Genomic DNA, 13,226 nt, shown 5'->3' on the forward strand with positions numbered 1-13,226 from the left:
GTTTAAAAAATATCAGTCGTTTAGCCTTTTTAGTGATTGTGCTACGCAAACCGAGTTGATGATTCATGGCAGAAGCACAGCTAAGTCTCAATCTGGATATTAAGCATGATGCGAGTCTCAGCGACTTTGCCGGTCCGGGTTGGATGTCTATTATCGATGCAGTGCGGCAGCTACATGTCGGCCTGATTGGTCAGCTGTACCTATTTGGCAGCCCTGAGACTGGCAAGTCGCATTTGTTATCCGCCGTTTGTGAGTCTTTTATCGAGATGGATAAGTCAGCAATTTGTCTATCATTGAATGAATTGATTCATACTGATGTTAATGTTTTATCCTCTTTAGAGAACTTTTCCCTGATTGCTATTGATGATTTAGAGGTGCTTGAACAGAGCAGCCAATGGCAAGAAGCTTTATTTCATCTGATTAATCGTAGCCGCGAAGGGCAGCGCCAGCTTTTATTTGCCTCTAACAAACCTGCTACAGAATTGCCATTCCAGCTAACAGATTTGCTCACCCGTTTGGCGCAATCGCCGAGCTTTAAAGTGCCTAACGGTCATGATTTGGCTGACCGCCAAGCTTTATTGCAGTCTATTCTACGTCGGCGTGGTTGGCAGTTTGATGAGCGTATTATCACTCATCTACTGACCGAAGGGCCGCATCGTATCGGTGCCATGATGGAGGTGTTGAACTATATTCAGCCAATGTTCTCCAACCTTGGTCGTAGTAATATATCCAAAGCCGTTATCAGTGATGCGCTGCGCACGATAGATGAGCAGACGCTTGCCGCAGAGCTTGCTGATATCGCGCAGGAGACGCAAGTCGATAATGATATCGCCAATCAAGACCAACATACCATGCCGCTCGATTTTTAATACTAACCGCCACCTTCTTTAGAAAATACTTTTACTATTCATGGAATAACTTATGAAAACAAACGCTTCTTTGCTAAAAAAACTGACGATGAGCACGTTGTTAATCACTGCCAGCTCAGTGTCGATGTTGTCGCATGGCGCAGTGACTTTGCTCGTTGATGACCATATCAAAGTAACGGCTATTAATGGGCAAGAAATCCAGCAAAGTGCGTTTCAGCCATTAATGAAATCCTTTACGCTAGAGCCGGGTCAGCATGCGATTACGGCTAAATATGACCGCCTATACAATTTGACCCGTGATGAGCACGATTATTTGCGTTCGGGTAACGTAAGTGTGACGGCAGAACTAGCGGATAATCAAACGTATCGTCTCACTATGCCAAATCAGCCAGAAAAATATGCAGCGGCTAAAGAATATGCCAAACGTCCAACGCTTGCGGTGCAACAAAACAACACGGTGGTTGCAAGTCAGCAGGGCGTGGCTGGCAATGAAGGGGGTTTGTTGTCAGGTTTGGGTAAAGCATTAGGCGGCGTGTTTGGGGGTGCTGATGATGCCGAGCTGCAAAACCAACGTGCGATTGCTGCTTTAGGTCAACCTACTGCCAGCACTGTAAATACAGGCGCAGTTACCACGGTTAAGCAAACGACAAGCGCTGCCTCATCTACCAATAACTTAGATCAATTTATGCAAATTTGGCTCCAAGCAACGCCCGCGGAGCGTGAAAAAATGCGTCAGTGGATGCAAAAGTAAAGTGAATTTAAAAGTAAATACTGATCGGTAAAAATTGGTAAAAGAAGCACAAAAAAAGCACCTGATTAGGTGCTTTTTTATTGTTTACTATTTTAATGATGAAAGGTTTCAGGGATTCATGTTTTAGCAGTCATTAGCCTAAAAAAGCGTTGTACATCCAAATCAATTTTTCTTGCTGCTGGACGTATTCATCAACTAAGTCGGCTGTACCTTGGTCTTCAGCTTTCTGTGCTAACGCTGATACTTCACGTTGCTCTTCAATCAGCGCTTGTAGACCAGTCACCACACCTTTCACACAAGCATTGCCGTCTTTCACGTTTTTATCTTCTTGAATACTGGTATGTTGGCTAAAGTCACTATACGCATGTAGCGGCGTGCCACCTAACGTTAAGATACGCTCAGCGATTTCGTCTATTTCTACCTGTAAGCTCGTATACAGCTCTTCAAATTTTGGATGCAAAGTGAAGAAGTGCTCACCTTTTACGTTCCAATGATAGCCACGCACGTTAATATAAAACATATGGTAGCTTGATAATAGGCTGTTTAGCTTAGCAATCACTTCGCTCATGTCTGATTTTTCTAGACCGATTTGGTTAGTCGCATTATTAGTATTACTCATAATATTATCCTTATAGTTTGAGTGTTCATTTAATAGATTGTTTATTTTTATAGACTTAATATTCGCCCTACTCAGATGAGTATAAAAGCACTAAGTTAAATATAGAAGACTAAGAGTGTAGCAAGTCATATCATTCATTGCCATGCTCGTTATTTATCTTCTATATTTTTTTATCTCTTCTACACGTTGTCTATTGATGCTTATTATAATAGCAAAGAAATTATGATAAGTTAAATTCAATTAATTTAACTATGTAATTGATTTTTATAAACCATAGAATCCGTGCTATCCAATCTATTCTACAAAGTTAATACTTCATACTAACCAGCTAGCAGCCGATTTTAGACTTTTGCAGGCGGTTGCAAGTTTTCAGGATTTAAACCTTTGGCAGGAATAACTTCTAATAAATGCTGACGTACCGTATCGATGGGAAACTTCTGTTCTTGTAAGCGTTTCGGAACGATTTGGCTACCTTGTTGACCTTTCATCTCAAACATCATAAAGATATAGTCATCAGTCTCATCCCAGCTTTTAATGGCACTCCAAGGAATGACTGCTTGCTGAGTGCTACCGGGACGCATTTGCATGCCGCGCATCTGATTGCTATTAAACATATCAGGCTGATTGACCGGCATTGCCATCACTAGACCGTGCTTTTGCACCCCCAATTTCATCTGTCGCATCTCATCAGGCATTTCTTGGTCAGCGACTTGTTTTTCAAACTCTCTTTTGACATACCATTTAAACCCAAGGGTACGAACCAATAAATAAATAACCACAGACGCTAGCATGAGCCAAAAAATAATGGTCGAGTAACCGGTCAAAAAAACCAGACCAGCAAGGGCTAAAATGACAGCCACTGCCATAATAATCCACTCTTTTATTTTAATGCTCGACAGGCCAAAAGAGGGGCTGGCACTGGCAAATAGCTCATACTGTGCTTGGTGAAATTCAGCCTCAGTTAAGTTTAAGGCGACAGGTTGTAGCGTGTAGGGGTACAGGGCCATAAAGGTTTCTCAGATACTTAGATTAAAAGCGTGGGATGAAAAGCGCCAAAGCGAAGCTGCGATGCCGTGCTTGGCTGGCAGTAGAATAAAGATATGCGCTTATCTTACCGAAAACTGCTCTTAAATGAAACATATAAGCGGGTCTGTTGACGGATAGCAGGGTTATTTCTCAGATAGCATCGTTATTTATGGGATGGTTAATCAGAGGGCTTGGTTAATAAGAGAATTATGCGGCTTATATTATGGCATCTTTACTTAGCAAAGTTGTCGTAAAAAACGGGCGAGATTTAGCCGAAATATAGCCAAAACATGGTCAAATCTGCTGGGTCTTGGTATGATAGTGACTATTATTTATTCTTATGATTGACATGGCGTCATTGCGCAGCTTTATAACGATATCATAAGGCTTTGCACGCTATTTTTTGTTTTACCTCATTACATGGCTACTTAATATAGCTACTTATACTTAGCTACTATTTTTCTCTTTTAATTTCTTACTCACTTTTAGCGCTACAGGCAACTATTATGATTGACCCAAAACTCTTACGCGGTGATTTAACGGATTTACAACAGCAGCTGGCCACGCGTGGTTATGCGCTTGATATGGCGTTTTGGCAAAATATTGAAAACGAACGTAAGTCTTTACAAGTCAAAACTGAAGAGCTGCAATCGCGCCGTAATGCGGGTGCCAAGCAAGTGGGTGCGCTAAAGAAATCGGGCGAAGATGCCAGCGAGCTGTTGGCTGAGATGCAAAGTATCAGTGGCGAGATTAAAATAGCCGAAGATGAGCTGCGTACCTTGCAAGAGCGTATTAGCCAAGCAGCAATGCAAATCCCAAATATCCCAGCAGCAGATGTTCCAGTTGGTACGTCAGAAGACGATAACGTCGAAGTGCGCAAATGGGGTACGCCGCGCACGTTTGACTTTGAGATACAAGATCATACTCATCTCGGTGAGACGCTCGGTATGCTCGACTTTGAAGCGGCAGCTAAATTGACCGGTAGCCGTTTTAACGTGTTAAAAGGGCAGTTGGCACAAATGCATCGCGCCTTGATTCAGTTTATGCTCAATACCCATACCATTAAGTACGGTTATACTGAAACGTACGTTCCTTATATTGTGAACTCTGAGAGTTTAAAAGGTACGGGTCAACTGCCGAAGTTTGAAGATGATTTGTTTAAATTGACCAATCATACCAATAATGAAGGTACAGATTTTTATCTGATTCCAACCGCGGAAGTACCGATGACCAACTTGGTACGTGGTGAGCGCTTAGATATTAAAGAGCTGCCGTTAAAGTTCACTGCCCATACGCCATGTTTCCGTAGTGAAGCGGGCTCACATGGTCGTGATACCCGTGGTCTGATTCGTCAGCATCAATTTGAAAAAGTTGAGATGGTCAATATCGCTACCGCTGAGCAATCAGATGAGTTGCTTGAGGCGATGACAGGACAAGCAGAATATATCTTACAGCAGCTTAATCTGCCGTACCGCGTGGTACAGCTATGTACCGGTGATATGGGCTTTGCCGCGCAAAAGACTTATGATATCGAAGTATGGTTACCGAGCCAAGATACCTATCGTGAAATCTCAAGCTGCTCTAACTGTGGCGATTTCCAAGCACGCCGTATGGGCACGCGCGTTAAAGATGGCAAGCAGACCAGTTTGGCTCATACGTTAAATGGTTCAGGTTTGGCCGTTGGTCGTACCTTACTTGCGGTGATGGAAAACCATCAAAATGCTGATGGCAGCATCACTATTCCAGAAGTGTTGCGTCCATTTATGGGTGGTATTGAAACCATTAGCGCTTAATAAGTCAGTTATCTATCATAATTTTCAACAATAAGCGGCGAGTCTCCAAGCGGACTCGCAGTTTGTGATTAGCAATCTAACACTGTTTGCCGTTTAACAAAACTGATGTGAGTGATTGCTAAATACAAACGCTTCTGTCAGCGCATTTTTAGTTTGGCTCATGGCAAATATGTTAATATTGCTTCTTAATTAAACACCTTGTTTTTAAGAGCGTTCATCGCGCTCTTATTGTATTGTTCAGTCGATTTTTTGCTTGTCATCCATACTTCTCATTTGAATATTAGGACACTCTATGCCAGCTCCAATTAGCGAACGTAAATTAGCCAATGCCATCCGCGTGTTGTCGTTTGATGCGGTTCAAAAAGCCAACTCTGGACATCCAGGCGCGCCGATGGGCATGGCTGATATTGCTGAAGTTTTGTGGCGTAAGTTTTTAAAGCACAACCCAGCTGATCCACAATGGCATAACCGTGACCGCTTTGTGTTATCAAACGGCCATGGCTCAATGCTCATTTATTCATTGCTGCATTTAACGGGTTATGATGTCAGCGTTGATGACCTAAAAGGTTTCCGTCAATTACATTCAAAAACCCCAGGTCATCCTGAGCTTGGCTATACCCCAGGTATTGAGACAACGACTGGTCCATTAGGTCAAGGTATTGCTAACGCCGTTGGTTTTGCTATTGCAGAGAAGACGCTTGCCGCGCAGTTTAACCGTGATGGTCATAACATCGTCGACCACCATACGTATGCATTCCTAGGCGATGGCTGCTTGATGGAAGGTATCAGCCATGAAGTCTGCTCCTTGGCTGGCACGTTAGGTCTTGGCAAGCTGGTATTCTTTTATGATGACAATGGCATCTCAATCGATGGTAATGTCGAAGGCTGGTTTACTGACGACACGCAAGCGCGTTTTGAAGCCTATGGCTGGCAGGTGATTAAAGTTGACGGTCATGATACCGATGAGATTACGCAAGCCACTGAGCAAGCGATCAAAGAAACCACTAAGCCAAGCTTGATTATTTGTAAAACTACGATCGGTGCGGGCAGCCCAAACAAGCAAGGCTTAGCGGCTAGCCATGGTGCACCATTAGGTGATGATGAAATTGTCTTAACCCGCGATGCGCTATCTTGGAAGCATGCACCATTTGAATTAGATGACGAAATCTATGAAGCGTGGGATGCTAAAGCGAAAGGCGATGTACAACAAAAGAACTGGGATGCCGACTTTGAAGCGTATAAAAAGGCTTATCCAGAATTGGCAGCTGAATTACTACGTCGTTTAAATGGCGACTTGCCAGCGGATTTTGACAAGCAAGCACAAGCCTATATTCAGCAAACGCAAGAGCAGGGCGGTGATGTTGCCAGTCGTAAAGCCAGTCAAAATGCCATTAATACTTTGCAGCCATTATTGCCAGAGCTGTTAGGCGGTTCAGCAGATTTAGCTGGCTCGAACCTTACGCTATTTAAAGGCGCGAAAGGCATTGAGAAAGACGCTGATGGCAACTATATCTATTATGGCGTCCGTGAATTCGGTATGACGGCGATTGCCAATGGTATCGCACTCCATGGCGGCTTTATCCCTTACGTAGCAACCTTCCTGATGTTTATGGAATATGCACGTAATGCTGTCCGTATGGGCGCACTCATGAAGCAACGTATCATTCATGTTTATACGCATGATTCAATCGGTCTGGGTGAAGATGGTCCAACGCATCAGCCAGTTGAGCAATTGACCAGCCTACGTACCACGCCAAACCTACGTACATGGCGTCCTTGTGATGCGACTGAATCTGCCAGCGCTTGGGTTGAGGCTATTAAGTCTGAACACAATCCATCTGCGCTTATCTTTAGCCGTCAAAGCTTGCCACATCAAGCACGTGATGCTGAGCAAGTCGCTAACATCACTAAAGGCGGCTATGTCCTAGCCAAAGAGCAAGGCGAGCTACAAGCAATCATCATCGCCACGGGTTCAGAAGTTGGTTTAGCCATGGAAGCGTATGCAACGTTGAGCGAAAATGGCGTTGGCGTCCGTGTGGTCTCTATGCCATGTGCAGAAATCTTTATGGAGCAAGATGCTAGCTACCGTGAAGACGTATTGCCAGCCAATATCCGTGCTCGCGTCGCTGTAGAAGCTGCGCATGTGGACTACTGGTATAAGTTCGTTGGTCTTGATGGTAAAGTGATTGGTATGACCACTTATGGTGAATCAGCGCCAGCAGATCAGCTCTATAAAGAGTTTGGTATTACTACGGAAGCGGTGGTTAATGCGGTAAATAGTTTGGTTTAATCAATCAAAGCTTAGACTTAGTTTTTGAGTTTATGAAAGAGCTGCTGGAGTAATCTGGCAGCTCTTTTTTTGTGGTTGATACGGTACTTCTTTATTTCTGCACTCAGAGCTAAGCCGCCTATTAATGCTACAGTTTTATGATAAATGAGTCCAAATTTTAGTCTTGTCGGTACGCTTGGTCCTACGGAAAAATATATATTATTATTAAATATGCGAAGGAAAATCATGCAAAGGTTTATTCAAATAATATCTGAAAGTACAGAATCACATATTGAAAATTTTAATAAAATCGAAGAGTTAATTTATACGGAACTTGAAAATTCAGGCTCGACTAGATTAGTATTAACGCTACAAAAGATGCAGTGGGAGAGAGCTGTTTTTGCTATAGGAATGTTTTCACTGTTTGAAGCTGAAATTCAAAATGAATTGAAAGTTGAACAAGGTTCTGCCTTTAAAGAGCTAAAGAAACGTCTTAAAGAAAAGGGTAAAAATGAAATAATCTTACGTTTTGAAGAGTTTTATTACGCAATTAATGCTCTTAAACATGGTAGGGGACAATCTTATAACAAGCTCTTAGAAAACAAGAATTTACCCTTTAAGATTAGTTCTATAAATGGCGTGTTTACAAATGAAGGAGATGTTTCAGAAATTGAAACTCTAATACTTGTTGATAATGGGTTTTTAGAAGATTGTTTAGCTGTTATTCGTATTTGTTATAATGAAATATTAAGAATGTCATCATAATAAATCGTTAAATAAGTTTTAGTGTCATTAATTAATTTTATGTAAACATCTTAATTGTTTTATCAAATATGAGTAAAACTAATGTCCCTAATGTCCACCTTCAAAGGCATACTCGGCGAGACCGTCATCAACGTGGCCATGTGGCTAAAGCTTGAAAAAGACGTCTATCATCGTCTGAATAATATCACTTTGCCATTAGCCAATGGTGGCAGTACCCAGATTGATCATATCATCGTTTCTGTGTATGGCATTTTTGTCATCGAAACTAAGAATTATAAAGGCTGGATATTTGGTAATGAAAAGCAAAGACAGTGGACGCAAGTCATTATGGGTCGCAAGTATAAATTCCAAAACCCCTTACACCAGAATTACCTGCACATTAAAACGCTAGCAGATTTACTAGAGCTGGAGTTGAGCTATTTCCATCCAATGATTGCTTTTATTGGGGAATGTGAGCTTAAGACTCGTGATGAGCTGCCAGAGCATGTATTGACGAGCGGCATGACATCTTATGTGAAGAAAAAACAAGAGACGTTATTAACTGACGAAGAAGTCATAACTATCGTTGAGCAAATTGAAAGCAATAGATTTATCAAATCGTGGCGCACCAATAGAGCGCATAAAGCCTACCTAAAAGATAAGCATAGCCAGTCAAATAAACCGACAAGCAATAACTCGAATGCTAAGTCAGTTATTAGAAATACGCCTGAGCCAATAGTAAAAGAACCTCCTAAAAAAACCATTCTTCAAAGTAGCGAAGTGCTGCGCTGGTCTGGTCAAACGCAAGTGGAGCAAGCTGACACACCTGTTACGCCGTTTATCGATCCTCAGCCTAGCAATGAACAACTTAATAATGGACAGCTTAATGATGACGAAGTTTTTATCACACCGTTTGAAGTCTTAGAATCTGAACTGAAGATTAATAAGCCTTTTATTATTGAGCAAGTCGATGTGCCAATTGTTTCCGATAATATTCCCGCTTGCCCAAAATGTCATGGTCAGATGATTCAGCGCGTCGTAAAAAAAGGGGCCCGCCAAGGTCAAATCTTCTATGGCTGTCGTCAGTTTCCGAAGTGTCGCGGGGTGGTGAATAAAAATTGAGCCCAAAACCATGCTTTGTATTTTAAACTCAATTTATTATACGCAGCTACTTTAAGCAGAAACTGGCTCACCATGCACATGATTTGCTTTAATCAGATCTGCGATTCTTTCAGCAATCATAATCGTTGGCGCATTGGTATTGGCGCTTATCAAGGTCGGCATCACAGACGCATCAACAACTCGTAATCCACTGACGCCGCGTACTTTTAGTTCTAAATCGACAACAGAGTCATCATCTGAACCCATACGGCAAGTGCCTATAGGATGATAGATAGTATCTGACTTATTGCGGATATAGCCGAGCATGCCATCCTTTTCGATATAAGGGGCAGGGTAGTCTTCGGTAATATATTTGGCGATAGGCGATTCTTGCATGATGGCGCGCGTACGCTCCGCGCCTGCCACCATATACTCTATATCTTTGGGATGTGAAAGATAGTTTGGATCAATCAACACTGCCGCTGATGGGTCAGCTGAATCAAGCCTGACTGTGCCGCGGCTTTCAGGGCGCAGATAGCAGCTATGACAAGAGACGGCAAAGCCGCGTCTAAGATCACGACCATGCTCAATCACGCGCGATATGACAAAATGCAACTGAGTATTTGGCCACTCTTTTGGATCGTCACCGACACTAAAAAACGCGCCCGCTTCTGCATAGTTGGTAGACAGTAGGCCCGTGCCATCCTTTCTCCATTGCCGAATGCTTTTGGCTAAGGTTGAAATACTTGCCATGCCAATGCCGATAACGTCGGTGGTATTGACCTCGTAATCAAAGACCACGTCTAAATGGTCTTGTAGGTTACCGCCAACATCGGGCGCATCGACTAAGACATCGATATCATGAGACTGCAAATGCTCAGCAGGACCAATACCCGATAACATCAGGACTTTGGGTGAGCCAAAGGTGCCACCTGATAAAATCACTTCATGGTTTGCCATCACCGTATGCTCGACGCCATCTTTTTCATAAGCGACGCCAACGGCTTGTTTGTCTTCAAAAATAACTCGGTTGGCTTGGGCATGGGTAATGACGGTCAGATTGGGTCGGCTTTGTACGGGATGTAGATAGGCGGCCGCCGCAGAGCAACGTTGACCTTGTTTTTCGCCATGAAAATGGGTGACTTGATATAAGCCAGCGCCGTCTTGTTTTTTGCCATTAAAGTCGTCATTTTGATCTAAACCATTGGCAACGGCAGCTTCTACAAATGCTTTTGATATCTCACGCGGACTCAGTAAGTCGCTGACGTGCAAAGGTCCGCTATCACCGTGCAGCTCATCCGAGCCATGGATATTGTTTTCTGATTTTATAAAGTAGGGCAACACATCGTCAAACCCCCAACCTTCACAGCCTTGCTCAACCCAGCGCTCGTAATCAAGCGCACTACCACGAGTATAAATCATGGCGTTAATCGCTGATGAGCCTCCCAAGCATTGCCCACGTGGTTGGAAGCCGCGACGGTTATTGAGATGCGCTTGCGGGGTCGTGTGAAAACACCAATTGTTCAATTTCAGCGGTTTACCGGGTACTAGTAGAATCAGTCCAGCTGGCACGCGAATCGCAAGGTCTTTGCCTTCACCGCCGAATTCTAATAAGCAGACACTGATGTCTGGATTTTCTGTCAGCCGGCTGGCAAGCACGCAGCCTGCAGAACCGCCACCAACGATGACGTAGTCAAACTTTGGATCAACTTCCATATTATATTCCTTATAGGATCCATGCTTATTAAAACGTGCTCGTTAAAACGCGCTTATTGAAATAGGGTACGCATTACAGTATCTATTATTTTGCTCAAATAATACAATAAAAATGAACAGGTGGTATTTTTCACAGTGTTATAAAAAATCAAACACTCAATAACACATAAGGATGTGTTGATAGGCTGTTCATGGCTTATTATTGATACAATAGCACTTTACACTGCACATATCTCTGAACGTACGATAAAGCGCTTACCTTCGGGTATTTCTAACGAAAAACTCGCCCCACGTCCATCAACCACATCAATGGTTAGATCCGTATGTTGCCAGAGCTTGTGCTGAGCCTTACCCATATAGAAGGGACAGCCAACCAACTCGCCGATGAGTACATCTTGTCCACCCACTTTAAATTCACCCAATGGATAACACATGGGTGAGCTACCATCGCAGCAGCCGCCCGATTGATGAAACATCAGCTCGCCATGCTTAGATTTTAGTAATTCGATTAATGCTTTGCAGGACTCTGTCGCTGTGACCTTCATGATGATTTCCTTATCATTTATGAATAGCTTATTCTTATCGCTGCTTTATTAAAGCAAAAATGCAATCTACCTTACGATAGATTGCATTTATTTATCTAAATTAGAACATGCTTCTAGATTTAAAAGAAGCCCATCGCTTTAGGACTGTACGATACGAGCATGTTTTTGGTTTGCTGATAATGATCAAGCATCATCAGATGGTTTTCACGACCAATCCCAGACTGCTTATAGCCACCAAACGCTGAATGCGCAGGATATAGATGATAGCAATTTGTCCAAACGCGACCGGCTTTAATGCCACGACCGAAACGATAAGCGCGAGTACCATTACGTGTCCATACACCAGCACCGAGACCGTACAACGTATCATTGGCAAGAGCCAGTGCTTCTTCATCGTCTTTAAAAGTGGTGACAGCAAGTACAGGACCAAAGATTTCTTCTTGGAACACGCGCATATCATTGGTGCCTTCAAAGATGGTGGGCTGTACATAATAGCCGTTTGCCATATCGCCATCATGTTTAGCAATTTCACCGCCGACAAGGACTTTTGCACCTTCTTTTTTACCAATATCAAGATAAGAGAGGATTTTTTCTAATTGATCTGAGCTAGCCTGAGCACCAATCATCGTATCGGTATCAAGTGGGTTGCCCATTTTGATGGCTTTAACGCGAGCAATACAGCGTTTCATAAATTCATCATAAATGCTTTCGTGCACGAGCGCGCGTGATGGGCAAGTACAGACTTCACCTTGGTTCAGCGCAAACATCACCAAGCCTTCGACGGCTTTGTCTAAGAAGTCATCATCTTCATCCATGATATCGGCAAAGAAGATGTTTGGACTCTTACCGCCCAGCTCTAGCGTTACCGGAATGATATTTTCACTGGCGTATTGCATAATTAAGCGACCAGTGGTGGTCTCACCTGTAAACGAAACTTTATCGATACGCGGGTTAGAAGCGATTGGCTTACCGGCTTCAACACCAAAGCCGTTAACGACGTTTAGTACGCCTTTTGGTAAAATGTCTGCCGCGCCTATTAAGTCAAGCATGTATAGAACAGAAGCAGGAGTTTGCTCGGCAGGCTTGAGGACGACACAGTTACCCGCGGCAAGGGCAGGGGCAATTTTCCAAATCGCCATCAGAATAGGGAAGTTCCAAGGAATGATTTGACCGACGACGCCAAGTGGCTCATGAAAATGATAGGCGACGGTATCTTCATCAATTTGGCTGATGCCGCCTTCTTGTGCGCGGATAACGCCAGCGAAGTAACGCAAATGGTCGATAGCGATTGGAATATCAGCAGCGAGGGTTTCACGTACCGGTTTACCGTTTTCGTAGCTCTCGGCGATAGCGATAGCCTCTAAATTGGCTTCGATACCGTCGGCAAGTTTGAGCAACATCTTAGAGCGTTCAGTGACACTGGTTTTGCCCCATGCGTCTTTGGCGGCGTGAGCGGCATCCAGCGCCGCTTCAATATCGGCTTCTTTTGAACGCGCAACTTGACAGAAGATTTTACCGTCGATAGGACTTGAGTTGTCGAAATACTCGCCATCGATTGGCGCGACCCACTCACCATTGATGAAGTTGTCATATTTTTTGCGAAATTGGACGGGACTATTTTCAGTATTGGGGTAGGCGTATAACATGAACGATTCCTTGTTGTGTATTATGGCTATTTAAGAACAAACGACTTAAGCATAAATATTTGGCCATCCTGACCAAGCTGTGACTCTATCCTACTGAGCTTTGGCGCTGAGTGATAATGACTTTTTATAATGATATATTTTGTATCG

General features: G+C 43.3%; 11 protein-coding genes. 6 read left to right on the forward strand and 5 right to left on the reverse strand.

Going from position 1 to position 13,226, the window contains the following annotated elements:
* Positions 1-65: 65 nt before the first annotated feature.
* On the forward strand, positions 66-869 hold the full coding sequence (gene hda, locus FQ084_RS01700) for a DnaA regulatory inactivator Hda (RefSeq protein WP_149488911.1): 804 nt from the start codon (positions 66-68) through the stop codon (positions 867-869).
* Between the two features lie 52 nt (positions 870-921).
* Entirely contained in the window at positions 922-1,620 is a 699-nt protein-coding gene (locus FQ084_RS01705) for a DUF2057 family protein (RefSeq protein WP_149488912.1), read from the forward strand.
* A gap of 133 nt (positions 1,621-1,753) precedes the next feature.
* Here FQ084_RS01705 and FQ084_RS01710 read toward each other — a convergent pair whose 3' ends face one another.
* Positions 1,754-2,239 (reverse strand): Dps family protein, encoded by a 486-nt coding sequence (locus FQ084_RS01710; protein WP_149488913.1) that lies wholly within the window; start codon positions 2,237-2,239, stop codon positions 1,754-1,756.
* A gap of 341 nt (positions 2,240-2,580) precedes the next feature.
* Complete coding sequence (locus FQ084_RS01715) at positions 2,581-3,246, reverse strand: YcxB family protein (RefSeq protein ID WP_149488914.1); 666 nt, start codon at positions 3,244-3,246, stop codon at positions 2,581-2,583.
* Positions 3,247-3,771: 525 nt separating this feature from the next.
* Between FQ084_RS01715 and serS the strand changes: the two genes are divergently transcribed.
* The 4 genes from serS to FQ084_RS01735 all read left to right on the forward strand — a co-directional run bounded on the left by serS (position 3,772) and on the right by FQ084_RS01735 (position 9,193).
* Entirely contained in the window at positions 3,772-5,058 is a 1,287-nt protein-coding gene (gene serS, locus FQ084_RS01720; protein ID WP_149488915.1) for a serine--tRNA ligase, read from the forward strand.
* Positions 5,059-5,350: 292 nt separating this feature from the next.
* Complete coding sequence (gene tkt / locus FQ084_RS01725) at positions 5,351-7,348, forward strand: transketolase (protein ID WP_149488916.1); 1,998 nt, start codon at positions 5,351-5,353, stop codon at positions 7,346-7,348.
* Positions 7,349-7,492: 144 nt separating this feature from the next.
* On the forward strand, positions 7,493-8,092 hold the full coding sequence (locus FQ084_RS01730) for a hypothetical protein (protein WP_223144836.1): 600 nt from the start codon (positions 7,493-7,495) through the stop codon (positions 8,090-8,092).
* An 81-nt stretch (positions 8,093-8,173) separates the two neighbouring features.
* Positions 8,174-9,193: a nuclease-related domain-containing protein gene (locus tag FQ084_RS01735; protein WP_149488918.1), complete on the forward strand. Its 1,020-nt coding sequence runs from the start codon at positions 8,174-8,176 to the stop codon at positions 9,191-9,193.
* Between the two features lie 51 nt (positions 9,194-9,244).
* Here the strand turns inward: FQ084_RS01735 and FQ084_RS01740 are convergent, their stop codons facing one another.
* From FQ084_RS01740 to FQ084_RS01750, 3 genes are all read right to left on the reverse strand, one after another.
* Positions 9,245-10,888: a GMC family oxidoreductase gene (locus FQ084_RS01740; protein ID WP_149488919.1), complete on the reverse strand. Its 1,644-nt coding sequence runs from the start codon at positions 10,886-10,888 to the stop codon at positions 9,245-9,247.
* A gap of 218 nt (positions 10,889-11,106) precedes the next feature.
* A complete protein-coding gene (locus FQ084_RS01745) occupies positions 11,107-11,433 on the reverse strand; it encodes a DUF779 domain-containing protein (RefSeq protein WP_149488920.1) in 327 nt (108 codons plus the stop codon).
* Between the two features lie 119 nt (positions 11,434-11,552).
* Positions 11,553-13,079 carry an aldehyde dehydrogenase family protein gene (locus FQ084_RS01750; protein ID WP_149488921.1) on the reverse strand — a complete coding sequence of 509 codons (1,527 nt, stop codon included), beginning with the start codon at positions 13,077-13,079 and terminating at the stop codon, positions 11,553-11,555.
* Between the last annotated feature and the right edge of the window lie 147 nt (positions 13,080-13,226).

This window comes from Psychrobacter sp. ANT_WB68 (assembly GCF_008369115.1).
Lineage (GTDB): Bacteria > Pseudomonadota > Gammaproteobacteria > Pseudomonadales > Moraxellaceae > Psychrobacter.

Bases quoted from the DNA above. Each gene is read 5' to 3' on its own strand.
- hda (WP_149488911.1), top strand. From the start codon at position 66: ATGGCAGAAGCACAGCTAAGTCTCAATCTGGATATTAAGCATGATGCG.
- FQ084_RS01705 (WP_149488912.1), top strand. From the start codon at position 922: ATGAAAACAAACGCTTCTTTGCTAAAAAAACTGACGATGAGCACGTTG.
- FQ084_RS01710 (WP_149488913.1), bottom strand. From the start codon at position 2,239: ATGAGTAATACTAATAATGCGACTAACCAAATCGGTCTAGAAAAATCA.
- FQ084_RS01715 (WP_149488914.1), bottom strand. From the start codon at position 3,246: ATGGCCCTGTACCCCTACACGCTACAACCTGTCGCCTTAAACTTAACT.
- serS (WP_149488915.1), top strand. From the start codon at position 3,772: ATGATTGACCCAAAACTCTTACGCGGTGATTTAACGGATTTACAACAG.
- tkt (WP_149488916.1), top strand. From the start codon at position 5,351: ATGCCAGCTCCAATTAGCGAACGTAAATTAGCCAATGCCATCCGCGTG.
- FQ084_RS01730 (WP_223144836.1), top strand. From the start codon at position 7,493: ATGAGTCCAAATTTTAGTCTTGTCGGTACGCTTGGTCCTACGGAAAAA.
- FQ084_RS01735 (WP_149488918.1), top strand. From the start codon at position 8,174: ATGTCCCTAATGTCCACCTTCAAAGGCATACTCGGCGAGACCGTCATC.
- FQ084_RS01740 (WP_149488919.1), bottom strand. From the start codon at position 10,888: ATGGAAGTTGATCCAAAGTTTGACTACGTCATCGTTGGTGGCGGTTCT.
- FQ084_RS01745 (WP_149488920.1), bottom strand. From the start codon at position 11,433: ATGAAGGTCACAGCGACAGAGTCCTGCAAAGCATTAATCGAATTACTA.
- FQ084_RS01750 (WP_149488921.1), bottom strand. From the start codon at position 13,079: ATGTTATACGCCTACCCCAATACTGAAAATAGTCCCGTCCAATTTCGC.